This is a genomic window from Ochrobactrum sp. A-1 (assembly GCF_022488005.1).
Lineage (GTDB): Bacteria > Pseudomonadota > Alphaproteobacteria > Rhizobiales > Rhizobiaceae > Brucella.
In genome coordinates this window covers 1,339,076-1,363,092 of record NZ_JAKVQC010000007.1, presented here as the reverse complement: position 1 = coordinate 1,363,092, position 24,017 = coordinate 1,339,076, and the positions used below count along the sequence as shown (strand labels likewise).

Genomic DNA, 24,017 nt, shown 5'->3' with positions numbered 1-24,017 from the left:
GCGTAAGACAAATAAATTGCGTACGGCCCCCAGTGAAAGCTGGGGACCTTCGTCAAAGCTTCATGGAAGCGTCAAGCCAGCGATACAAAGCCAGCCTAATTCCGTTCCTGTATTTGAATTCCAACGGGGACTTATCATGATATCGCGTCTCGTCGCCTCGACCATGCTTGCCGGTGCCGTCGCATTGGCGTTTCCAGCCTCCGCTGAAGAAAAAGCTTTTCCGGCCACGCTGAAGGCTCATGCCATCCTGCCTAGCAACACGATCATCGCTGCGCCGGATGATGCGGCTGAACATCTGAAGACATCGGGCAAGTTTACCACCGCCGACCGCAAGCGCGCTGAAGGCATAGGCACTGTTGAAGGCAAGGACGGCGTGCGCAAGAGCGGCCTTTCAGTGCCGTTCGACGGCCAGCCGGTACAGGGCTTTTCCGGCATCAAGACCATGGAAGACGGCAGCTTCTGGTCGCTGTCCGACAATGGTTTCGGCTCCAAGCTCAATTCGCCGGATGCCATGCTGATGCTGCACAATGTCAAGTTCGACTGGGAAAAGGGAACGGTAGAGCGCGTCAAGACCGTCTTCCTCAGCGATCCGGACAGGAAGGCTCCGTTCCCCATCGTCATGGAAGGCGCGGAAAAGCGCTATCTGACCGGCGCCGACTTCGACGTGGAATCCATCCAGCCGGTGGCGGACGGCTTCTGGGTTGGGGAGGAATTCGGCCCCTTCCTGCTGAAATTCGACACGGACGGCAAGCTGACCGACGTCATCCCGACTTTCGTCGGCGAGACGGAAGTGGTGTCACCGGACAATCCGAAACTTGCTTTGCCTGCCAATCCGAGCCTCAAACTGCCGTCTTACAATCTGAAGCGCTCCGGCGGCTTCGAGGGGCTTGCCATGTCTAAGGACGGCTCGAAGCTTTATGGTCTTCTGGAAGGTCCGCTTTTCGTCGATGGTGCGCCAGAAAAGACCGAAAGCGGCAAGACGGGCTTGCGCGTCATCGAGTTCAATGTCGCCGACAAGAAGTGGACGGGCCGCTCCTGGCTCTATCCGCTGGCCGAGGGTGGTGAAGCCATCGGCGACTTCAATATGCTGGATGAAACCACGGCGCTGGTCATCGAGCGCGACAATGGCGTCGGCACGGCGGACAAGGCTTGCGCCGATCCGAAGAAGCCGCAGGCCGATTGTTTCGATGTGCCGTCGAAGGTGAAGCGCATCTACAAGATCGCTTTCGACGATAGCAATGTCGGCAAGGAAGTGCGCAAGATCGGCTATATCGATCTGCTCGCTATCGCCGACCCGGAAAACAAGCGCCGTCAGGGCGGAAGAGAAGGCATTTACGACATGCCGTTTCTGACCATCGAGAATGTGGATCGGGTGGACGACACGCATATCGTGGTCGGCAATGACAACAATCTGCCGTTCTCGGCTGGCCGTTTCCTCGACAAGGTCGATGACAATGAATTCGTCCTGCTGGAAGTGGGGGAGTTCCTGAAGGCTGAATGATCCTTCTGAATGGGTCCTATGATGAAGCCGCGGAGAAATCCGCGGCTTTTTTCTCTCTGTGCATGGGGAGAAGCCCGGCGTGGAAGTTTTGTTTCGGCGCGGCTATTGTGCGGCGACAAAACGATGGAGAAAACCGTTGAAGATTTTTATTTTCGGCAGTGTGAATGTGGATGTCAGCGCCCGGATGGCCGCGCTGCCGCGTCCGGGGCAGACCGTGAATGCATCGGGCTATGGTATTGGCCTGGGTGGCAAGGGTGCCAATCAGGCGGTTGCGGTCGCCAAGCTTGGCGGCGACATTCGCTTCGTCGGCGCTGTCGGCAACGATGCTTTCGGCGAACTGGCCGTAAAGCAGATGCAGGAATTTGGCCTCAACACCGGAAGCGTGCGCGTGATTGACGGCGTCGATACGGGCATCGCGATCATTCAGGTTGAGGAAGCCGGACAGAACACGATTGCTGTTTGCGCTGGTGCCAATGCGCGCTGGTCGGCTGCCGACATTGATGCCTATGCCGCCGACATTGCCAAGGCGAAGATTACGCTGTTGCAGCGCGAAGTTCCCCATGAAGCCAATCTGGCCGTGGCAAAGGCGGCGCGTGCGGCAGGCGGCAGTGTTTTGCTTGATCCGGCGCCCGTCGGCGACGCAAGCCGCATGGCGGACCTGATTGCGCTCAGCGACATTATCTCTCCCAACGAGACTGAGGCTGCTGAAATTACCGGTATCGAACCGACCGATCTTGCTTCGGCGGAAGCTGCCGCGCGCAATCTTCTGGAGCGCGGGCCGAAGACAGTCATCGTCAAGCTCGGAAGCCGTGGTGCATTGCTGGTGACGGCGGATGAGGTGAAGCACTTCGCGCCGTTCAAGGTTCAGGTGGTGGATACGGTTGCTGCCGGTGACAGTTTCAACGGTGGTTTCGCGGTCGCCTTCTCGCAGGGCCAGTCCTTGCATGATTGCGTACGGTATGGTTCGGCAGCGGGTGCAATTGCGGTCACGAGACCGGGTGCTGGCGCGGCTGCACCGACTGCGGCTGAAGTGGCGACACTTTTGCAAAGCCAGAATTGATCCCGGCTTTGCAAATTGTGACGAAGTGAAGATCGGGGGCATTTTGCGCCAGTTTCGCTCATTTTGAGCAGAAAACTGCGCAAAAACCTCTTGTCAAACATGGCGACGAAGCCGCGATAATAAGACGCTCGCGGCTTTTTTATGGCTATTTTGTGATTTAGAGCGTTGCGAGACGTTCGGTCAGCAGGCTGAAGAAGCCGTCTGCATCCACATCCTTGATGAAAAGCGCGTTCTTCGGGCGGTCAGTTACTTCCCACCAGTCGACGACTGTTTCGCCGATGGTCAGCTCCGAGTTGATCTCGATTTCCACATTGCATTCCCGTCCGGAATAGAGTTCCGGCTTGATGAGATAGGCGATGACGTTCGGGTCGTGCAGCGGGCCGCCATCGGTGCCGTACTTGGCTTCGTCATAACGCTCGAAGAATTCGAGCCATGCCGCGACGACTTCGCCAACATGGGTGCCGATACCGCGAATGGCGGCGATGCGCTTTTCGGTGGTCAGAACTTTGTGCGTGACATCAAGCGGCATCATGGTGATCTTGATGCCGGATTTGAACACGACCGCAGCGGCGTGCGGATCAACATAGATGTTGAATTCCGCCGATGGCGTGATGTTGCCGCCCTCGAAATAGCCGCCACCCATCAGCACGATTTCCTTGACGCGCACAGCAATCTTCGGCTCGCGGATCAGGGCGGATGCGATGTTGGTCAGCGGTCCGAGCGGGCAGAGCGTGACGGTGCCGGACTCTTCCTTCATCAGCGTTTCGATAATGAAATCGACGCCATGCTGCGCCTGAAGCGGCATGGTCGGGGCGGGTAGGTCGTAACCGTCGAGACCGGTCTTGCCATGGACGTTTTCAGCCGTCACGAGCGGGCGCACCAGAGGGCGGATGGAGCCTGCGAAAACCTTGGTTTCGGGCTTCTTCGCTACTTCGCAGATCGTGCGGGCATTGATTTCCGTGCGTGCCAGCGGGCCGTTGCCTGCAACGGCGGTGATGCCGAGAATGTCGAGTTCCGGGCTTGCGAGCGCCAGAAGAATGGCGACGGCATCGTCCTGACCGGGATCGGTATCGATAATGATTTTACGGGCCATGATGAGGGGCTTTCTGCGTTAAAGCTTTTCCAGCAAAAGTGTGAAGCGGTTTTGCGTTCGGAAAAAGCGTGACAAAGATTTAAACTGCGTTGCGCGCTGCACTGACCGTCTGGTCGACAAGCGCGTCGAAGGAGATTTTCGCCGGGCGGCGCATATAGGTGACGATGTCGTCGGCCAGAAGCGGCTTCGACCACTGTTCAGCGATGATGCCGGAGCCGCGCTGGATGGCGATGACGCAAAGGATCTGCGCGGCATTGCAATCAACGTCGTGGCCGATCCCGCAGACAATTTCCAGCGTTCGATCGAAATCGCCTTCGCCGAACCACAGGGCAATCACTTGCGCCGCTGCATTCGGATAGACGTGAATCCAGTTATATTCGGCATATTCCGCGTCGCATTTCGCCCATGCGTCCTGCCAGTTGTCGGCAGAACGGCAGGCATCGAGTGTGAAAGCCAGAACCGCACCATATTCGGTTTCGGTCGGGAAAAGCGCTGCCGTCGAGACCAGCAATTCGCGCGTGTCGCTGACAGCAAAGGCGCGCGCTGCCATGACGGCGTTGAAAACTTCGCCCAGAATACCGTTTCCGGCATGGGAGATTTCCGCGTCCATATAGGCGAGGCGGGCGGCTTCGCGGGCGCGACCTGGCACGACCATGCCGCAGATGACGCCGCGCATCTGTGCACCGATCCATTCATCGAACGGATTGTCGCAAGTGCCGGTTTCAGGCGCGGTGAGGCCGCGCCGCATGTTGGAAAGTGCGATTGCCTCTGCCGACCAGCCAAGCGGGATCAGCGAGGTCCAGCGCTCGGCAATGTCGGCGCTGGTCACAGCAGAACCCTTGTCGCCGAAGGCCTCCAGAAAGGCGATCTCGAAGGTGATGTCGTCATTATAGGTGTTGGGCTCGCGCACATAATCGCGGATCGGTCCGAAAACCTCCATGATATTTTCCGCCGTATAGCCTTCGAGCGCCGTACCGGCCGCAGCTCCGACAAGCTGTGCCATCCAGGCGGCTGCGGTGCGGTCACGGAAATCATCGGACTGGACGGCATAGAGCACATCGTCAGGCCATTGAACTGTAGCGTCGAATTCGTCCCACGACCCGTAACGCACCGTCTTTTGTGACGGATGATCCGGATCAGGCCGTGCGGCGCGCATCAGGACACGCAGGCGCATGTCGATGCGATAGAGCGTCTCAAAGTCACCGCGTTCAAGTGCCGTCAGCCCATCGCGAAGAAGTTCCTCATAAGGGGCAAGAACAAAGCCCTTGTTTTCCAGCGATTGCAGAGCACCGGCCATCAGGCATTCAGGCGCTGCCGATCCCGGCACATTGCTTTCCCAGAACATCGCCATGAGGTCGTCCTGCGCCTTCATAACGGCACTTGCATCCCAAGTCTGTTCTTCTGCCGTGCGCACCACCGGTTTCGTATCGCGCAGCAGATCACGGGTCAGTTCCCAAGCCTTCATTTCACTCTCATTTCAGTATTCTGGTCAGTATTCTGATCATGCATTTCAGGAGTTTTTCAGTTGCTTTGCGCGCCGCTGACGGCGCGCTGCGTGGATCGTCAGCACGACGACCGGGACGAGATAAGGGATCATCTGCATCAGTTCGAACGGCAGTCCGAGGCTTTGAAGCGTGATGGCGAAAGATTCCGCCGCCGCAAGAACCAGGCTCGCCACAAGCGTGCCCCATGCTGTGCCCTGTCCCATGACTTCCGCCGCAATGGCGATGAAACCGCGACCGGCGGTCATGTTCTGGGCAAACCAGGTGACATAGCCGAGCGACAGATAGGCACCGGCTGCGCCGCCGAAGAGGCCGGACAGGACAAGCGCCATCATCTGCACCCGGCCCGTATGGATACCGGCAGCGCGTGCCGATTTCGGATCGACGCCGGTGGCGCGCAGATGCAGGCCGAAGCGCGTGCGCATCATCAGAAGGCTGACCGCGGGGACGGCGAGAAGGGCTGCGAAGGTCAATATATGAATATTGCCGATGAAGGGCACCGGCAGGCTGGGCAGCGCGCCGCTTTTGAGGGCACCGGACATGCCCTTGTCGCCCGTTGCAAGAAAAAGCCCGAGCGTTGTTGCTGCCGCAGCGGCAATGTTGAGCGCGATGCCGGTCATGATAAGATCGGTACCGAGCCGGTTGACCGAAAGCGACATCAGCCAGCCGAGAGCTGCACCTGTGATGAGCGCGGCCAGCAGGCCGACAGCCGGGCTTCCGGTGGCCGCACTGGCCAGAACGGCAATGAGCGCCGCCGACAGCATCATGCCTTCCATGCCGATATTGAGGACGCCTGCGCGGTCGGAAATCATCACGCCGAGTGCTGCCAGCAGCAAAGGTGTTGCCACGCGCAGGATGGTGCCGATGAAGGATGGATCGAGAGTTTGTGCGAGAACCATGCTCATGGTTGTACTCCGGCCTGCACTACCGCTTGTTCTCCTTCGCGATTGCGAAGGTTGCGGATCAGCCGCAATACGGTCGGATGATTGTGAATGACGCTTGCCGTCGCGCCTACCATGATGGCGGCGGTTACAAGCCCCACCACTTCGGTCGGGATGTTCATGTTGCGCGCCAGTAGATCGCCACCGATCTGCACGAAGCCGAGGAAGAGAGCCGAGGGAATAAGCAGGAACGGATTTTCGCGCGCGAGGATGGCGACGACGAGGCCGGTCCATCCATAGCCGGGCAGATCGAGCCAGGCAAAGCGGGCATGAAGGCCGAGCACTTCCAGCGCGCCGGCCATGCCTGCCACCAGTCCGCCGACAATCTGGGCACGCATGATGATGCGTTTCAGCGGCAGGCCGAGATGATTGGCAAAGCCCGGACTGGAACCTGCGATACGGATATTGAGACCTGAGCGCGTCCAGTAAAGCCAGATGCCGCCAGCGATACAGGCCAGAATGGCGATGATCGAACCGCTATTGAGACGCGTACCGGCAAGCAGACGGTCAAGCTTTGCATCCGGCGGAATCTTGAGCGACATCATCCCGCCCGCAGCCGGATCGCGAATGACATAGTTGAGGACGAACAGGCCGAGAAACAGGAAGGCATAGTTCAAAACGAGCGATGTCACCATTTCCGATGCGCCGAAACGCAGCCGCAACGCCGCCGGGATCGTGCAGGCGAAACTGCCAGCAACCGCGCCGCACAGAATGGCAACCGGAAGCGAGAACCAGCCGAGCGACGGAAGCAGAACGGCACCCGCCACCGCGCCGAGCGCGCCGAGGAAGAAGCCACTTTCCGCACCCAGATTGAACAGGCCGGAGCGGAAAAGAATAGTGATCGCAAGGCCGGTCAGCATGATGGGCGTCGCCGCTTCCACCACATTGCCCATATGGCGAATGCTGCCGAATGGTCCGAGGAAAAACGTCTTGAGAACGCCTGCCGGATTATCCTGCATCAGCGCCAGTGGCACCAGAAGCACGGCCATGATGACGGCGATGACCAGAACGGTCAGGAAGAATGGAATGAGATAGGAAATCAGTCTGCGCATTACGCTGCAACTCTCTGCTTGAGCATGATCTCATCCAAAAAACGCGTTACACTTTTTGGGATCATGCTCGTGTCCCCAGCATATAAGGTCCAAGCACAGCCGGTGTTATGTCTGGTCCGTTTTCCAGAACGGCAACGATGCGTCCGTTGAAGAGAACGACGATGCGGTCGCTCAGGCGCAGCAATTCATCAAGATCGGCGCTGACGAGCAGCACGGCGCAGCCACCCTGCGCCACTTCGTCGATGCGGCGGTGCAGGAAGGCTGCCGCCGAGACGTCGATGCCGCGTGTTGGCTGGTCGGCGATCAGGAATTTCGGATTGGTGGCAAGTTCGCGCGCCGCGATTAGCTTTTGCGCATTGCCGCCGGAAAGGGAATCGAGCCTTTCGGTAATTGCGCCTGCGCGCACCGAATATTGCTTTATCATTCCGTTGACACGGGCCTTGATCGCGCTCCAGCGCAGGAATGGTCCCCAGAAAATCTGCTTGTCGGCGGTAATCGATCCCGTTCCGGCTATCGCGTTTTCGGCAAGAGACAGGCCGGGTGCGCCGCCTTGCGAAAAGCGGTCGGCTGGCAGATAGCCAAGACCTTGTCTGCGCCAGCTTGCCGTGTCAGCGCGCAGCATATCCTCACCGTTGAGGCTGATCGTGCCGCTGGCCGCTTCAGCAAGACCGGAAAGCACCGATACGAGGCCGCGCTGGCCGCTGCCATCGACACCGGCGACACCGACGATTTCGCCTGCGCCGACGGTCAGGTCCACATTCTTGATGCGGTCTGCCGGATCGGCTGCTTTCGTCGTGACACCCTTCATGTCGAGAACGGTTTTCATCGCGCCATGCTTGTGGGCGCGTTGCGGAATGTCGACCGCATGGCCCATGACCATCTGCATGATGGCGTCATCCGGCACGTCGGCAAGCTTTTCCGTGCCTGCAACAGCACCGGCGCGCAATACGGTCACGCTTTCGGCCAGTTCACGCACTTCGTTCAGCTTGTGGGAAATGAAGAGGATGGTAATGCCTTCATCGCGCAGCGACTTCAGCTTGCGCATGAGTTCCTCGATCTCCGGCGGAGAGAGAACGGCGGTCGGCTCGTCGAGGATCAGGAGCCTCGTGCGGCGCGCCAGCGCTTTCAGGATTTCGACCTTCTGCTGGGCGGCGACGGAAAGCGCGCCCGTGATCGCTTCGGGATCGGCGTGCAGATCATATTGCTGCATCAGCGCTTCAACCATTTTGCGCGCCCCCGCGCGGTCGATCAGCCCGGCTTTCACCGGCTCATGGCCGAGAATGATATTTTCGGTGACCGTCAGCGTCGGCACGAGCGAGAAATGCTGGTGCACCATGCCGATGCCTTGTGCTGCGGCATCTTCCGGCGACCAGGACGCAATGTGCTGTCCATCGACGATGATTTCGCCTGCCGTGGCATTTTCGATACCGAACAGGATTTTCATGAGCGTGGATTTGCCCGCACCGTTCTCGCCGCAAATGGCGTGGATGGAGCCTGCGCGGATCGAGAACGATACGTCGCGAAGCGCCTGCGTGCCGTTCGGATAGACCTTGCTCACATCGCGGAAGGCGACGATTGGGCGGAAGGCGACGATAGCATCGCCGCCTTCAATATTTTCAGCTGGATTTTCCACGATCAGGGACGAACCTTGTTGCGGATCGCGTTGAGATCCTCGGTGCTCATGCCGAATGCGGTCGGAACCGTGATCTTGCCTTCGGAAATCTCGTCGGAAGCCTTCTTGATGGCGTCCTTCATTTCCTGCGTGGCCATGGAAGCCATGTTGCCGTCCTGCACGATGCCGACAGCGCCTTCCTTGAGGCCGAGTGCTTCAGCCTTGCCGAATGGCAGGTCTCCAGCCTTGAAGCGTTCATAGGCCTGCAGGAGGCTGACATCGACATTCTTCAGAACGGAGCTGACGACCTGCTTGGCAATCGCCGGATCGCTGTCCTTGAAGATCGCTTCCTGATCGGAATCGACGCCGAGCACATATTTGCCGGTTTCCTTGGCAGCCGAAAGCTGACCGAGGCCGGTCTGCGAAGCGACGACGAAGCCGAGCGACACGTCGGAACGATACTGCGCGAGACCGAGTTCCTTGCCCTTTGCGGCATCCATGAAGGAACCGGCATAGGAAATGGCGATCTTGGCATCAGGCATCACGGACTGCGCACCGGCAATGTAGCCGACGAGGAAGTCATTGATGACCGGAATGTCCATGCCGCCGAGAAAGCCGAGATTCTTGCCGGTATCGCCGAGCTTGCCTTCCTTCAGGAGCGAAGCCGCCAGCATGCCGCCGAGATAGGAACCTTCGTTCTGCTTGTACTGGATGGAATAGACATTGTCGTAGCCGCCTTCTTCATAAGGCACGCTCGCATCATAGAGGATGTATTTCTTGTCCGGATATTGCTGGGCAACCGAACCGACGGTTTCCGACATCTGGTAGGTGCCGCCGATGATGAGGTCCCAGTCCTGTTCCGACGCATCGAGGAACACCGGTTCCCATTTGGTCGGATCGTCGCCGATTTCGAGAATCTTGGTCTCGACGTCGTCGCCATACTTGTCCTTGATCATCTTCATGCCCTTGGCGGCGCTGTCGAAGAACGACTTGTCGCCAAGCGCGCCATTGATGATGAGCAGGATCTTGTCCTGGGCCTGTGCCGCCGTGGTGGCGAACGTGCCCATCGCCGTCGATGCGGCAAGGGCAAAGGCAAGGTGGATTATTCCCCGTCTGGTGGATTTGATCACAACAGAACTCCAATACTGTAGCGTTATAGAGATGGATTTTCTGCTTTGGATAATTTGCCTCCGCCCACAGAACCCCCATACTGACGGCGATCAAACGCTGACGGCGTGTGTGAGTCAATCGCCAAACTTTTTACCCGCTGTGGACAAAGCAAGTCTGTTGCGCCGAATGGAGCTAAAGCTTTCGTTTATTTCAACAAAGCCTGATTGGGGTGCCGCAGCGTCGGATCGAACGGATTGAGCTTTTGCGAGATGATCGCCGCTTCCTTGCGCAGAAGTTCTGTCACCGTCTCCTGACGCTTTTCGGTGAGGCGCGCGGCAAGCGTGCCGATGCTGAGTGCCGCCACAGCTTCACCGTCGCGGTTGAGGACAGGCACGCCGAGACCCGCCATGCCATCGATCATGTTGAAGTTGAAGGTCGCGGCACCTGTGTTTCGCACTTCCTCGATCATGATACGCAGATCGACCTCGTCGATGGTGGCCTTGTCCAGAATGCGGGGCATGTTGAAGCGGATGATTGCCTCGCGCTCCTCTTCCGGCAGGAATGAAAGGATTGCGAGGCTGCCCTGACCAATGCCAAGTGGGACCTTGCCGCCGATATCGCCGGTATAAGAGCGGATCGGAAACGGCCCTTCCACCCGGTCGAGGCAGACTGCATCGAAATTGCTGCGCACCAGCAGGAAAACCGTATCGTTGAACGTGGTCGAAAGCCGCAGCAGTGACGGGCGGGCAATGCTCAATATGCCGTCGCGCTGGCGTGCCTGTGCAGCCATTGCAAAAAACTCCAGCGACAGACGATAGGCTTTCTTGTCGGGAAGCTGCTCAACGAGGTTTTCCGCAATCAGCGTCTTCAGCAGGCGATGCGCCGACGGCTGGCTGAGTTCGAGGTCCCGTGCCAGATCGATCAGTCGCACACCGTCATCCGTGCTGGCGGCCAGACCTTTCAAAATATGGATGGCCTTCACCAGACTTGAGTTAAGCGCGGCGCCGGATTTCGGATTCTCAGATATATCATCCATAAAATTGCTTCCAAATTCTGCATTATGAAAGAAATATATAATTTCTTCCGGATTTGAAAATTATAATTTGCATTCATACGGATTTTTCCGCCATCTAAAACCGTCGCCAATGGGAAGGTCCGGCAAGGCATTGGAAAAGTGCCCGCACGCGGATCGGCGGTTTTGCTTGTAATCAAAGGGAACGCTGCGGCTGCGTAAGCGGCTGGACAGTCATGCGTTCAAACGGACAAGTCGGATCAGCGCTTCAATGCGCGATCAAGCCGCTCCCGCCAGCCAGCCCTATCGAAGAGGCGACGCGAGACAACATCACGGCGCTTCCGCTCCCCCGCACAATTCTGCGGAAGTCATGCCGAGAGGGAGATGCAATGAGCTTTTTGACCCTTTCCGGAATTTCCCGCCACTACGGCAAGTTCGCGGCTGTCGACAATTTCAATCTGACGATTGAAAAGGGCGAGTTCATTTCGCTTCTCGGCCCTTCTGGATGTGGCAAGACCACAACCTTGCAGATGATCGCCGGTCTGGTGCCGCCAACGGCAGGCACGATCACGCTTGATGGCCGCGAAATTACGCGCCTTGCACCAGCCAAGCGCGAATTGGGCGTCGTTTTCCAGAGCTATGCACTCTTCCCGCATATGACGGTTGCGCAGAATGTGAGCTTCGGCCTCGAAATGCGTAATGTGCCGAAGGCTGAGCGCGAAAAGCGTGTGCGCGACGTGTTGGAACTGGTGCATTTGGGCGCACTTGCGGATCGTTATCCGCGCGAGATGTCGGGCGGTCAGCGCCAGCGCGTGGCGATTGCCCGTGCGCTGGTTATCAATCCGCCGGTTCTGCTGCTCGATGAGCCGCTCTCCAATCTCGATGCGCAGCTGCGTGAAGAAATGCAATTCGAGCTGCGCCGCATCCAGCGCACCGTCGGTATCACCACCATCATGGTGACGCATGACCAGGCCGAAGCGCTTTCGATCAGCGACCGCATCGTGGTCATGGAAAAGGGTGTCATCACGCAGGTCGATGCGCCCTACAAGCTCTATGAGCATCCGCATAACCACTTCATTTCCAACTTTGTCGGCAAGTCGAACTTCCTGAAGGCGCGCGCCGAAGGCGATATGATCGCGCTGGCTGAAACGGCGATCCGCTTTCCCGCAAATGGCAAAAAGGTTTCCGGCGAGCTTTCCGTCTTTATCCGTCCTGAAAAGGTACAGCTCGTTGCAGCGAGCGAGGGGCATATCGCCGGTGAAGTGACGACGCGTTATTTCATGGGCGCGCAGTGGTTGCTCGGCGTGACGACACCAGCAGGTCAGCTTTCGGTGGCACTCCCCAATCTCGGCAACCCGCCGCCATCGGAAGGCACATCGGTTGGCCTTAGCTGGAACCATGAAGATTGCCGCATCCTCACCGCAGGGGTGAACTGAGCATGTCGGCCGTCACCTCACAGGATACATCCGCCGCGCCCAAGTGGCAGCGCGATCTGACCCCGCTTTTTCTGGTTGGGCCGTCGACGCTTCTGTTCTTTGCGCTGGTGCTGCTGCCACTCGGCCTTACTGTGCTGCTCTCATTCAACAGCTACAGCTATGACAAGGGCATCGAGAACGTCTACTCGCTTGCCAATTATATCCAGGTTCTGAAAGACCCCTATTACCTCTCGATCTTTTGGCGCACGCTGAAGCTGGCACTGATCACAACCGTCATCACGGTGCTGGTCGGAGTACCGGAAGCCTATATTCTGTCCAATATGCGCAAGCCATGGCGCTCGATCTTCCTGCTGGTCATCATCGGGCCGCTTCTGGTTTCGGTCGTGGTCCGTACATTCGGCTGGAGCATGTTGCTGGGTCGCAATGGCCTTGTGAACAGTGCGCTCGACATGGTCGGCCTGCCGACGACGCAAATCCTTTACAGCGAAACGGCCATCGTCATCGGTCTGGTGCATATCATGCTGCCATTCATGGTGATCCCGGTCTGGACTGTGCTGCAGAAACTCGATCCGTCGGTCGAAGCCGCAGCACTGACGCTCGGTGCTTCACGCCTGACGGCGCTTCGCCGCGTGGTATTTCCGCAGGCAGTCCTTGGCATCCTGTCGGGCAGCCTCATCGTGTTTGCGCTTTCGGCCAGCTCCTTTGCCATTCCGGGCCTGCTTGGTGGACGTCGTCTCAAGATGGCGGCAACCGTGGTCTATGACGAATTCCTGATCGAGCTGAACTGGCCGCTGGGTGCTGCCATCGCCATCATCGTTCTGGTCGCCAATCTCGTCATCATGATTGCCTATAATCGTCTGCTCGAAGGGCAGGCCAAGAAGAAGCTGGGATAAAGCCATGGTCAAGAACGGTCCTTTTGCCCTTTTTTTCCACACGCTGATCGTCATCTTCATGCTGGCGCCGATGGTTGTGGTGTGTCTGGTGGCTTTCACGCCGGAAAACACCTTGACCATGCCGTGGAGCGGCCCAAATGCGGGTCTGTCGCTGCGCTGGTTCACCGCCGTGTTCGCCCACAACGATTTCATGACCTCGTTCTATAACAGCGTGCAGCTTGCCTTCTTCTCGGCAACGATTTCGACGCTTCTGGCCGTGCCGTCGGGGCTGGCGATTGCGCAGTATAATTTCCGTGGTCGCGATGCGCTGAACGCGCTTTTCCTGTCGCCGCTCATCATTCCGCATCTGGTTCTGGGTGTGGCGTTCCTGCGCCTGTTCTCGCTGATGGGCTTTACCGGCTCCTTCGTCTGGCTGGTGGCTGCACATTCGATTGTCGTCACGCCCTATGCGCTGCGCCTCATCCTCGCTTCGCTTGGCAGCATGGATCGCAATGCGGAAAACGCGGCGCGCACGCTCGGTGCGGGTGAATGGACCGTGTTCCGCCGCATCACCCTGCCATTGCTTTTGCCGGGTCTGTCGGGCGGCTGGCTGCTTGCCTTCATCAATTCGTTCGACGAACTCACCATGTCGATCTTCGTCACCTCGCCATCCACGGTCACGCTTCCGGTCCGCATGTATATGTATGCCAGCGAATCCATCGATCCGATGATGGCGGCGGTTTCGGCCCTGATGATCCTCGTCGCCACCGTGACCATGATTATCATTGATCGCATGTTCGGCCTCGACCGGCTGCTGGTGGGCAAGGGCTGAACGGGCAGACCATGACGATTCCGATTTTTCCTTCGGCGGCGCAGTTCCGCAGACGGTATCGGCTGACCGAACAGCCGATCAGCTTCTCGCTTGATGGCGTTTCTTTTGAGGGACGCCGTGGCGACACCGTGCTGACCGCCATTCTCTCCGTGCAGGGAAAGCTGCGTCATACCGAATTTACCGGGGAACCGCGTGCGGGCTTCTGCCTGATCGGCGCGTGTCAGGATTGTCATGTGATGACGGTTGAAGGCCACAAGCTTCGCGCCTGCACCACGCTTCTGGAAGACGGCATGGCGTTTGTGACGGAGCCTGCAATATGAATGCGGCGCTCAATCCGGTTATTGTCGGCGCTGGTCCTGCGGGCGTTCGCGCCGCCGAAACGCTGGTCAAGGCCGGTCTCAAGCCGATCATTCTCGATGAAGGTTTTCGTTCCGGCGGCCAGATTTATCGCCGCCCGCCGCTCGATGACGGACGCAGCTATCGCAGCCGTTATGGGTCGGAAGCGCACAAGGCCGAAGCGCTGCACAAGACTTTCGACACGTTGCGCGGCGCAATTGATTATCGCCCGGAAACGCTCGTCTGGAATATTACGCGGAGTGACGGTGATCGTCTCGATCTCCTGACCAAGGGCGTGCATAGCCAGTTGCCCTATAGCCATCTCATTCTGGCGACCGGCGCGACCGACCGGGTTCTGCCGTTCAAAGGCTGGACGAAGCCCGGTGTCTATACGCTTGGTGCGTCGCAGACGGCGCTCAAGGCACAAGGCTGCACGGTTGGCGAACGCGTGGTGTTCATGGGGTCGGGGCCGCTGCTCTATCTGGTGGCCTGGCAATATCATCATGCCGGCGCCAAGGTTGCGGCGGTGCTGGATACGGCGCCTTTCGCTTCAAAATTCCATCTGGCGCATCTGGCGCTTTATGCGCCGCGCATTGTGGCGCTCGGCGCTTATTATGGCCTGCGTCTCAAGCTTGGTGGCGTGCCGATCCATTATAATGTGCGTCCGGATGAGGTTTTGGGCGAGGGCCATGTCGAAGCCATTCGCTATCGCACTGGCAAGCGTGTTCGCGAGGCTCGGTGCGATGCGCTGGCCTATGGTTTTGCGCTGCGCCCTGAAACCCAGCTTGCCGATCTCGCCGGTTGCGAATTCCGCTTTGAAGAACGTGACCGTGCATGGCTTCCTGCGGCAGACAGGCTTGGCCGTTCAAGCCGCGAAGGTGTTTATGTGGCGGGTGACGGTGCAGGCATTGCCGGTGCGGATGCTGCGGAAATTCGAGGGTCATTGGCCGCGATTGCCTTGCTGCGCGATAGAGGCCTGCCGTTTGACGAAGGCACGGAACGCGGGCTTCTCGCAAAGCTCGATCATATTTATCGCGAGCGGCTTATCGTCGAAAAAGCCTTCCCGTTCCCGCGTGACTGGTTCGACACCATCGCTGGCGATGTACCGCTTTGTCGCTGTGAAGAAATTGCGGTGGATGATGCGAAGGCAGTCATCGGCCAAGCTGATACGCGTGAGATCAACCGGCTCAAGGCGTTGACCCGCGTAGGTATGGGGCGTTGCCAGGGGCGCATGTGTACCGCTGCCGCCGCAGAACTTCTGGCCTCGATGCAGGACAAGACGCCCGCCGAAGCAGGGCGCATCCGCGCTCAGGCACCGGTCAAGCCGATCCCGCTCGGCTTTGGCGCTCCGTCCAAGGAAGGCGCTTCGTCATGACAAGACATCTTCAGGCGGATGCGGTGATTATTGGCGGCGGGATTGTTGGCGGATCGGCTGCGCTTTTCATGCGTCAGGCCGGATTGTCGGTCATCCTGCTCGACAAGGGCTTTTGCGGAGCACAGGCAAGCGGCGTCAATTATGGCGGCGTTCGCAGGCAGGGTCGCGCGCCAGAACAGCTTCCACTTGCGCAGCGTTCGCATGAATTATGGGCGCGTCTGCCGGAACTGATCGGCATCGATGGAGAATATATCCGCAGTGGACATTTGAAACTTGCCCGCACGGAAGCGCATTTCGCCAAGCTTGAAGCCTATGCTGCCCTGGTGCAGCCGCTCGGGCTCGATGTCGAGCTGATCGGCGGCAACGCGGTGCGGGAACGTTTCCCATGGCTTCCGGGCGATGTCGCGGGTGCCTCGCTTTGTGCGGAAGATGGCAATGCCAATCCGCGTCTGGTTTCGCCTGCTTTTGCCCGCGCCGCACTGGCTGCGGGTGCCACCGTACTGGAAAACACGCCGGTCATCGAAGCGCGTGAAACCGGCGACGGTTTTGCCATTCTGGCCGGTGATGGCGTCGAAATCCGTTCGCGTCTGCTGTTCAATTGCGCCGGTGCCTGGTCGGATCAGTTCGCGGCCTCGTTCGGCGAGCCGGTGCCGCTCCAGCGCATCTATCCGTCGATGGTTGTGACCGAGCCGATGCCGTTCCGCCTGCCCATGAGCCTTGGCGAAGAAGGCGGCGGTTTCTATGGCCGCCAGGTCACGCGCGGCAATTATGTGATGGGTGGCGGGCGCGGCACGCCGCTTGAAAACCCGGATTTTTCGCGGCCTTCGGTCAATGCGGCTTCCTCGGTGATGCTGCGTGCAATCGAACTGTTTCCGCATCTCCAACATGCACAGGTGATCCGCTTCTGGTCAGGAACAGAAGCTGAAATGCCGGATGATAATCCGGTAATCGGGCCAAGCCACCGTGTCAAAAATCTTTATCACGCCTTCGGATTCTGCGGTGCCGGTTTTCAGACCGGTCCGGCTGTCGGCGCCATTCTTTGCGATCTTGCCGTGCGTGGCGAGACGGAAACGCCGATCGATGCCTTCCGCATCGACCGGTTCGATATGAACTCAAACCACAAAGGGGAGTAGCATGAAATACATCACCAAAACCGCTCTATTGGCGCTCGGTCTGTCGGCAGCTTTTGCTTCCGCCGCATCGGCTGAAACCAAGACGCTCTATATCGGCATGAATGGCGGCAACATGGAGAAGGCCTATACCGAGCACGTCCTGCCGGAATTCGAAAAGGCCAACGACGTCAAGGTCGTTGTCGTGCCGGGCACCTCGGCAGATATTCTGGCCAAGGCAACCGCGCAGAAAGACAATCCGCAGATGCATGTCATGCTGCTCGACGACGGTGTCATGGTGCGCGCGATCAATGGCGGCCTGTGCCAGAAAATCTCTGACGATCCGGTTCTGGCCGACATTCAGCCGGCCGCACGTCTCAAGGATGACATGGCCATCGGCGTCGATATGGGCATGACCGGTATTGCCTATAACAAGAAGCTTTTCGACGAAAAGGGTTGGGCTGCTCCGACCTCGTGGATGGACTTTGCCGACGAAAAATATGCGAACGCCGTTGTGTTCCAGTCGGCTTCCGCCTCGACTTTCGGCCTCCATGCCTTCCTGATGTTCAACCGCATTCAAGGTGGTGACGACAAGAACCTTGAGCCGGGCTTCGAGAAGTTCCCCGACATGATCGGCAAGAACGTTCTGGAGTTCATCCCGTCTTCGGCCAAGATTTCGGAAATGGTCCAGACCGGCGAAGCAGCAATCTTCCCACTGACCCCAACCGGTGTAAACAACCTGAAGGACAAGGGCATTCCGGTGGAATATGCGCAGCCGAAGGAAGGTTCCGTCGTTCTCGCCGTGACCGAATGCGTGCTGGCAGGCAACAGCGAACCGGAACTGAGCCAGAAGCTCGCTCACTATCTGCTGTCCGCCGATGCGCAGAGCAAGGCGCTCGACCATGGCAACGTTATCCCGTCGAACCAGAAGGCAAAGGCCGGTTCGCCGGATGCGCAGGCCAAGCTCGACGCTTTCAACGGTTACATGAAGACCGCCAACACGCTCGACTGGGATGCAGTCAATGAAGGCCGCCAGCAGCTCAACAGCCGCTGGAACCGCACCATCGAAAAGTAAGATCGGCGACCCGTTCTGAAAAAGCCCGCCTTGGGAAACCGGGGCGGGCTTTTTGCTGCAAGACCGCTTACGCATCGTCCGCTGATATTGTAGCTTGCCCGCAAATCATCCGGGCAAATCGATGGATCGGGGCAAGCGTGAAAAAAGCGGCAGCATTCGCATTCCTTGGAATTCTGGTGGCGGCACCTGCACTTGCAGAAGACAACTGGAAACCCGTCGAGGAAATAAAGACCTACGCAATTGCCGGGAAAACCGGTCCCGAACTTTATGAATCCATCGGTGAGCGTGGCCCGAAGATCGGCGGTGGCAAAACCCGCGTCATCGCCCATACCAGCTATGTTTTAACCTGGGACCGGCAGTTCGACCGTTCCAACAATGCCTGCACGATCCTGTCGGCCACGCCGAAGCTGAAGATCACCTATACGCTGCCGAAGCCCTCGCAGAAACTTGCCTCCCCGGTGAAGGAACATTGGGAGACTTTCTTCGAAGGCATCCGCAAGCACGAGCTTGTGCATGGCGACCATGCCAAGGACATGACACGCGAGATCGTGCGCCGGACTGTTGGCCTGTCGGTTCCAAACGACCCGAAATGCCAGAAAATCCGCAAGGTGCTGATCAAGGAAATCACCGATATGGTGGACGTCCAGCGTGCTCAGGGCCGCGCCTTCGACAGGATAGAGATGGGCAATGGCGGCAATGTCCAGCAGCTCATTCTGGCGCTGGTGAACGGCGGCTGATTTTCTCCAATAGCCTGCGCTCAGTACAGAAATCTGCTATTTTGAACCAGATGGAACATTCCAGAAATTCATGGAATGAAAGCCTATCATGCGCCTGTTTGAACAGAAGCGATTGACTTCCTAACCAGTTAGTACATTTTAGAGGAATGGCGCAGCCGACCGATGCGATTCAGTTCTGAAGTGGGATGGACTGAGGAGGATTGGATTGCAGCTCGCGATGAGGCACAGCGGGGAGCCGGAATGGTTTTCTGACGCGCCTTTCATTGCGATGGTCGGCCCGGAATCGGTCAAGGACTGTGGGGAAAGCGAAGTTTCACCTCGGATGCACGGCGCATCCTGCCGGTGATGCCGCGTCGCTTTCACCCGAAACCGGAAAAGGGGCAGCAGTCTGCAAGCGATGCGTCTGGAGGAGGCTGGGAGGAGGCCTGGAGGAGGAACGTGAAAGCTTTAGTCGATTTTTATTTTACGGCGGCACGGTTCGCCATTGCCTGCCTTCTTGGCTGCATGGTCGTGCTTGTGTTCGGCAATGTGGTACTGCGCTACGCCTTCAATCAGGGCATAACTGTTTCAGAAGAACTGTCGCGCATCTTCTTTATCTGGCTCACCTTTCTTGGCGCGGTGGTCGCCATGCGCGACCATGCGCATCTGGGCGTGGATTCGCTGGTGCGCCGCCTGTCACCTGCGGGCGCGCGCATTGCGCTGGTTGCCGGTCATATCATGATGTTTGGCGCGACATGGCTCGTCCTTTCGGGAAGCTGGACGCAGACGCTTATCAATATTCCGACGCTGGCCCCGGCGACGGGCATGTCGATGGGCTGGTTTTACGGCGCAGGACTGGCCTTTGCCGTCCCTGCACTCCTGATCATTGCGTGGAACGGCTTCGGCATCGCAACCGGGCGGATCGACGTTGCCAAAACGCATTTCGTGACGGACAGCGAGGAGCATGTCACGCCCGTCCCGACCGATGAAGATCGTAAATAGGGCGCACCGATCATGACTTTGCTCATTTTTCTTGCCGCTCTTCTGGTTCCAATGGCGCTTGGCGTCCCGGTTGCCTTTGCGCTCATCATCAGCGGTACGGCGCTGATGATGTATATGGATTTGTTCGACGCCCAGATCGTGGCGCAGAACGTGCTGAACGGCGCCGACAGTTTTCCGCTGATGGCCGTTCCCTTTTTCCTGCTTGCCGGGGAGATCATGAATGCGGGCGGCCTGTCGCGTCGCATCGTCAATCTGGCGCTGGTCATGGTGGGGCATGTGCGCGGCGGTCTCGGTTTCGTCGCGATCTTTGCGGCCTGTGTGATTGCAAGCCTTTCGGGTTCGGCGGTCGCCGATGCGGCGGCGCTCGGCGCATTGCTGTTTCCGATGATGCGCAATGCCGGACACGAACCGGGCCGCGCTGCCGGGCTGATCGCCTCGGCATCGATCATCGCGCCTGTCATCCCACCATCCATCGGTTTCATCCTGTTTGGTGTTGTCGGCGGCGTTTCGATCACCAAGCTGTTCCTGGCGGGGATTTTCCCCGGCCTGATGATCGCCGTCGCGCTGTGCGTGACATGGTTCATCCTTGCGCGTCGCGAACAGTTTGAACTGCCGAAGAAGGCCGAACCCGGTGCACGGATGCGGGCTTTCCTCGACAGTATCTGGGCCTTGATGCTGCCGGTCATCATCATTGTCGGCCTTCGTTTCGGTGTGTTCACGCCAACGGAAGCGGGCGTGGTTGCCGCTGTCTATTCGCTGTTCGTCGCAACCGTGATCTATCGGGAATTGCCGCTTTCACGGCTCTATCCGGCCATGGTGGATGCGGCGAAGACAACCGCCGTGGTGATGTTCCTCGTTGCCAGCGCCAGCGTTTCGGCCTGGATGATTACGGTCGCCGATGTGCCGGGTGAGCTGGCTGAACTAGTGCGTCCTTTGATGGATAACCAGACGCTGCTGCTGCTTGCCATCATGCTTATGGTTGTGCTCGTCGGCATGGCAATGGACATGACCCCGACAATCCTGATCCTGACACCGGTGTTGATGCCGATCATCAAGGAGGCGGGAATCGATCCGGTCTATTTCGGCGTGCTGTTCATCATCAACAATTCCATCGGCCTCATCACCCCGCCTGTCGGCACTGTGCTGAATGTGGTGTGCGGCGTCGCGCGCCTGCCGTTCGAAAAGGTGATGACAGGTGTGCTGCCGTTCCTGATCGCGCAGTTGGTGGTGCTTTTCCTGATGGTGCTGTTCCCGCAACTGGTGACGGTGCCAATGGGTTGGTTCCATTAAGTCAAAGGCGGGCGCAGCGTGAAGCGGCCCTGAAAACATTGAACTTTTGAGTGGGAGGAAGACATGAAGAAACTATTGAAGACGATGGCACTGGGAATGGTGCTGCCCCTGGCCCTGATGACCACCACGGCCATGGCTGAAATCCGTTCGCAGACGATCAAGTTTGCTGCCGCCAACAGCAAGGGCCACCCGCAGGTCACGGGCATGGAGAAATTTGCCGAGCTCGTGAAGGAAAAGAGCGGCGGGCAGATCAATGTGAAACTGTTTCCCGGTGGTGTTCTGGGTAGTGATCCGCAGACGCTTTCCGGCTTGCAGGGCGGCGTCGTGGAAATGACAGTGATGAATGCGGGCATCCTGTCCAGCACCGTCAAGGCATTCGAAGCGGTCGATCTGCCGTTCCTGTTTAACAGCGGCGAGGAAGCCGACAAGGTCATGGATGGCCCTTTCGGCACCAATCTGATGAAACGCCTGCCCGATACGGGGCTGGTGGGGCTTGCCTATTGGGAGCTCGGTTTCCGCAACCTGACCAATAATCGTCATCCGGTCGCAAAACTGGAGGATATTGCCGGGCTGAAGATCCGCACCCTGCAATCGCCGGTTCCGGTTGCCCTGTTCAATGCGCTCGGCGCCAATGCCGTGCCGCTGCCCTATACCGAGCTTTATACAGCGCTTGAAACCGGTACGGTGGATGGGCAGGAAAATCCCAACGCCAACATTATCAATGCCAAATTCTATGAGGTGCAGAAATATCTGACGCTGACCCGCCACCAGTACAATCCGCAGATCGTCATGATCAGCAAGAAGTTCTGGGACCGCCTCAACGACGAGGAAAAGGCAGTGATCGAACAGGCAGCCGTCGAGGCGCGCGACTATCAGCGCAAGGTTTCGCGTGAGCAGGACGCGACGGCGCTAGACGAGATCAAGAAGACCGGAATGCAGGTTACTGAACTGACGCCGGAAGAAACCGCGCGCCTGCGCGATGCGGTCAAGCCGATCATCGAAAAGTTTACTGCCGAAATCGGTGCGGAAACGGTCGATGAACTCTTTGCCGAATTGAAGAAGGTGCGCGGCGGGAATTAAGCCGGTATGGCTCTATATCCGGGCCGATACGAAACAAGATGGTTCCGGGCAGGTCTGCCCGGTTCTGAGCGGAAAACTCCGGTCTGGCCGGAGACAGGAGCGTGACATGAAGACTTCGATAGCAACCGTCTCCATCAGCGGCGATCTCCAGCAGAAACTGGGGGCCATCGCCAAAGCCGGTTTCGACGGGGTGGAGATTTTCGAGAACGATTTTCTCACCTTTGACGAAAGCCCGCGTCAGGTGGGCCAGATGGCGCGCGACCTCGGTCTGGAGATCACGCTTTTCCAGCCATTCCGTGACTTTGAAGGCATGCCGGAACCGTTGCGCAGCCGCACTTTCGACCGCGCGGAGCGCAAGTTCGACCTGATGCAGGAGCTGGGCACCGATCTCGTTCTGGTCTGTTCCAACGTGTCGCCAGCCGCCATTGGCGGCATCGACCGCGCCGCGGACGATTTTCGCGAGCTTGGCGAAAGGGCGGCGCGGCGCAATCTGCGTATCGGTTATGAGGCGCTCGCCTGGGGTCGCCATATCAGCGATCATCGCGACGCATGGGAGATCGTGCGCCGCGCCGATCATCCCAATGTGGGCCTTATCCTCGACAGTTTTCATACTCTGGCGCGCAAGATTGAGGTGAACTCGATCCGCTCCATTCCGAAGGACAAGCTTTTCATCATCCAGATGGCCGATGCGCCGCTGATCGATATGGATCTGCTTTACTGGAGCCGCCATTATCGCAACATGCCGGGCGAGGGCGACCTGCCGGTGCTGGATTTCATGCGCGCGGTGGCTGCGACCGGCTATGACGGCTATTTCTCGCTTGAAATCTTCAACGACCAGTTCCGTGGCGGATCGCCGGCCACCATCGCCGCCGACGGACGCCGTTCGCTGGTCTATCTTGGCGATCAGGTTCGCCGGGTCGAGCCGGACAACAAGCTGACGGTTGCCGCCATGCCGCCCCGCGCAAAGGTGCATCGCGTCGGCTTTGTCGAGTTTGCTACCCATGCCGATGATGCCGAAAGGCTGGTTTCCGCCGTTGGTGCACTGGGTTTCCGGCTGGCCGGAAAGCATCGCTCGAAAGAGGTCGCGCTCTACCGGCAGGGCGACATCAACCTCATCATCAATACGGATACGCGCGGCTTTGCCAGCTCGGCCTATGCCGTTCATGGCACTGCTGCCTATGCCATGGGGCTTGTCGTTGACGATGCGGCTGAAGCCCATGTCCGCGCGCTTGCCATGGGCGCGGAAAGTTTTGAGCAACCGCTCGATCCGGGCGAAATCGCCATGCCTGCCATTCGTGGCGTTGGCGGCGGGCTGGTCTATTTCCTCGATGAGAAGACCGATCTCGGCCGTATCTTCGATATCGAGTTCGAGCCGGTTGCAGGCAATGATACCGGGACCGGCGTCGGCCTCACCCATATTGATCATGTTGCCCAGACGATGAAGTTCGATGAGCTTCTGACCTGGCTGCTCTTTTATACCTCGCTCACGGAATCGCGGAAGTCGCCCATGGTCGATATCGTCGATCCGGGCGGTGTCGTGCGAAGTCAGGTGGTGGAAAACGACGAGGGAACGCTGCGCATCACGCTCAACGGCGCGGAAAACCGCCGCACGCTGGCTGGTCGCTTCATTGCTGAAACCTTCGGGTCGGGCATCCAGCATCTGGCCTTTGCGACGAACGATATCTTTGCGACGGCTGCTGCCTTGCGGGACAACGGCTTCCATACGCTGGAAATCTCTCCGAATTATTATGACGATCTGGAAGCGCGTCTCGGTCTCGATCCCGAATTCACTGACCGGCTCAAGGCTGCGAACGTGCTTTATGATCGCGACGAGAGCGGGGAATATTTCCAGCTTTATAGCCCCACCGACGATCAGGGCTTCTTTTTCGAAGTCGTGCAAAGGCGAGGCTACAAGGGATACGGGGCAGCCAATGCGATCTTCCGCATTGCGGCGCTACGGCGCTACATGCGTCCGGCGGGCATGCCGAAAAGTGCTGCTGCACTCTGAACG

The 24,017-nt window shown here is 58.5% G+C and carries 21 protein-coding genes; 14 read left to right on the top strand and 7 right to left on the bottom strand.

The genetic code is table 11. From position 1 onward, the window contains the following. Positions 1–136 precede the first annotated feature (136 nt). Together MKS82_RS24735 and rbsK are read left to right on the top strand one after the other, a co-directional pair. Positions 137–1,501 (top strand): esterase-like activity of phytase family protein, encoded by a 1,365-nt coding sequence (locus MKS82_RS24735; protein ID WP_181394298.1) that lies wholly within the window; start codon positions 137–139, stop codon positions 1,499–1,501. 184 nt (positions 1,502–1,685) lie between these two features. After that, a complete protein-coding gene (rbsK, locus tag MKS82_RS24730; protein WP_240579508.1) occupies positions 1,686–2,561 on the top strand; it encodes a ribokinase in 876 nt (291 codons plus the stop codon). A gap of 157 nt (positions 2,562–2,718) precedes the next feature. On the opposite strand, the gene MKS82_RS24725 is transcribed toward rbsK, so the two are convergent. The 7 genes from MKS82_RS24725 to MKS82_RS24695 form a co-directional block, all read right to left on the bottom strand. Next, positions 2,719–3,654, bottom strand: coding sequence for a nucleoside hydrolase (locus tag MKS82_RS24725; RefSeq protein WP_109988229.1), 936 nt, complete (start codon positions 3,652–3,654; stop codon positions 2,719–2,721). A 79-nt stretch (positions 3,655–3,733) separates the two neighbouring features. Continuing rightward, entirely contained in the window at positions 3,734–5,119 is a 1,386-nt protein-coding gene (locus tag MKS82_RS24720) for an ADP-ribosylglycohydrolase family protein (RefSeq protein WP_240579447.1), read from the bottom strand. Positions 5,120–5,164: 45 nt separating this feature from the next. Then, on the bottom strand, positions 5,165–6,061 hold the full coding sequence (locus MKS82_RS24715; RefSeq protein ID WP_240579446.1) for an ABC transporter permease: 897 nt from the start codon (positions 6,059–6,061) through the stop codon (positions 5,165–5,167). After that, on the bottom strand, positions 6,058–7,149 hold the full coding sequence (locus MKS82_RS24710; RefSeq protein ID WP_109988231.1) for an ABC transporter permease: 1,092 nt from the start codon (positions 7,147–7,149) through the stop codon (positions 6,058–6,060). The genes MKS82_RS24715 and MKS82_RS24710 overlap by 4 nt, the downstream gene beginning before the upstream one ends. Positions 7,150–7,210: 61 nt before the next feature. Next, on the bottom strand, positions 7,211–8,782 hold the full coding sequence (locus MKS82_RS24705) for an ABC transporter ATP-binding protein (protein WP_109988232.1): 1,572 nt from the start codon (positions 8,780–8,782) through the stop codon (positions 7,211–7,213). Positions 8,783–8,784: 2 nt separating this feature from the next. Next, on the bottom strand, positions 8,785–9,891 hold the full coding sequence (locus tag MKS82_RS24700) for a BMP family ABC transporter substrate-binding protein (protein ID WP_010660552.1): 1,107 nt from the start codon (positions 9,889–9,891) through the stop codon (positions 8,785–8,787). A gap of 185 nt (positions 9,892–10,076) precedes the next feature. Beyond that, positions 10,077–10,907 carry an IclR family transcriptional regulator gene (locus MKS82_RS24695; protein WP_109988233.1) on the bottom strand — a complete coding sequence of 277 codons (831 nt, stop codon included), beginning with the start codon at positions 10,905–10,907 and terminating at the stop codon, positions 10,077–10,079. 365 nt (positions 10,908–11,272) lie between these two features. On the opposite strand from MKS82_RS24695, the gene MKS82_RS24690 reads away from it, so the two are divergent. The 12 genes from MKS82_RS24690 to MKS82_RS24635 all read left to right on the top strand — a co-directional run bounded on the left by MKS82_RS24690 (position 11,273) and on the right by MKS82_RS24635 (position 24,014). Further along, positions 11,273–12,319 (top strand): ABC transporter ATP-binding protein, encoded by a 1,047-nt coding sequence (locus MKS82_RS24690; protein ID WP_109988234.1) that lies wholly within the window; start codon positions 11,273–11,275, stop codon positions 12,317–12,319. Positions 12,320–12,321: 2 nt separating this feature from the next. Continuing rightward, positions 12,322–13,212, top strand: coding sequence for an ABC transporter permease (locus MKS82_RS24685; RefSeq protein WP_109988235.1), 891 nt, complete (start codon positions 12,322–12,324; stop codon positions 13,210–13,212). 4 nt (positions 13,213–13,216) lie between these two features. After that, positions 13,217–14,023: an ABC transporter permease gene (locus MKS82_RS24680; RefSeq protein WP_109988236.1), complete on the top strand. Its 807-nt coding sequence runs from the start codon at positions 13,217–13,219 to the stop codon at positions 14,021–14,023. A gap of 11 nt (positions 14,024–14,034) precedes the next feature. After that, a complete protein-coding gene (locus MKS82_RS24675) occupies positions 14,035–14,343 on the top strand; it encodes a (2Fe-2S)-binding protein (RefSeq protein ID WP_240579445.1) in 309 nt (102 codons plus the stop codon). Then, entirely contained in the window at positions 14,340–15,734 is a 1,395-nt protein-coding gene (locus MKS82_RS24670) for an FAD/NAD(P)-dependent oxidoreductase (protein WP_109988238.1), read from the top strand. The genes MKS82_RS24675 and MKS82_RS24670 overlap by 4 nt, the downstream gene beginning before the upstream one ends. Beyond that, positions 15,731–16,867, top strand: coding sequence for an NAD(P)/FAD-dependent oxidoreductase (locus MKS82_RS24665; protein ID WP_109988239.1), 1,137 nt, complete (start codon positions 15,731–15,733; stop codon positions 16,865–16,867). Before MKS82_RS24670 ends, MKS82_RS24665 begins: the two co-directional genes overlap by 4 nt. 1 nt (position 16,868) lies before the next feature. After that, positions 16,869–17,918: an ABC transporter substrate-binding protein gene (locus MKS82_RS24660; RefSeq protein WP_109988240.1), complete on the top strand. Its 1,050-nt coding sequence runs from the start codon at positions 16,869–16,871 to the stop codon at positions 17,916–17,918. Positions 17,919–18,055: 137 nt separating this feature from the next. Further along, complete coding sequence (locus tag MKS82_RS24655; RefSeq protein ID WP_109988241.1) at positions 18,056–18,655, top strand: DUF922 domain-containing Zn-dependent protease; 600 nt, start codon at positions 18,056–18,058, stop codon at positions 18,653–18,655. Positions 18,656–19,093: 438 nt separating this feature from the next. Continuing rightward, the gene (locus MKS82_RS24650; protein ID WP_109988242.1) at positions 19,094–19,636 is read left to right on the top strand and encodes a TRAP transporter small permease; all 543 of its coding nucleotides are present in this window, start codon (positions 19,094–19,096) and stop codon (positions 19,634–19,636) included. 12 nt (positions 19,637–19,648) lie between these two features. Continuing rightward, positions 19,649–20,926 (top strand): TRAP transporter large permease subunit, encoded by a 1,278-nt coding sequence (locus tag MKS82_RS24645; protein ID WP_109988243.1) that lies wholly within the window; start codon positions 19,649–19,651, stop codon positions 20,924–20,926. A gap of 63 nt (positions 20,927–20,989) precedes the next feature. Beyond that, positions 20,990–22,006: a TRAP transporter substrate-binding protein gene (locus MKS82_RS24640; protein WP_109988244.1), complete on the top strand. Its 1,017-nt coding sequence runs from the start codon at positions 20,990–20,992 to the stop codon at positions 22,004–22,006. Positions 22,007–22,112: 106 nt separating this feature from the next. Next, complete coding sequence (locus MKS82_RS24635; RefSeq protein WP_109988245.1) at positions 22,113–24,014, top strand: bifunctional sugar phosphate isomerase/epimerase/4-hydroxyphenylpyruvate dioxygenase family protein; 1,902 nt, start codon at positions 22,113–22,115, stop codon at positions 24,012–24,014. Positions 24,015–24,017 lie beyond the last annotated feature (3 nt).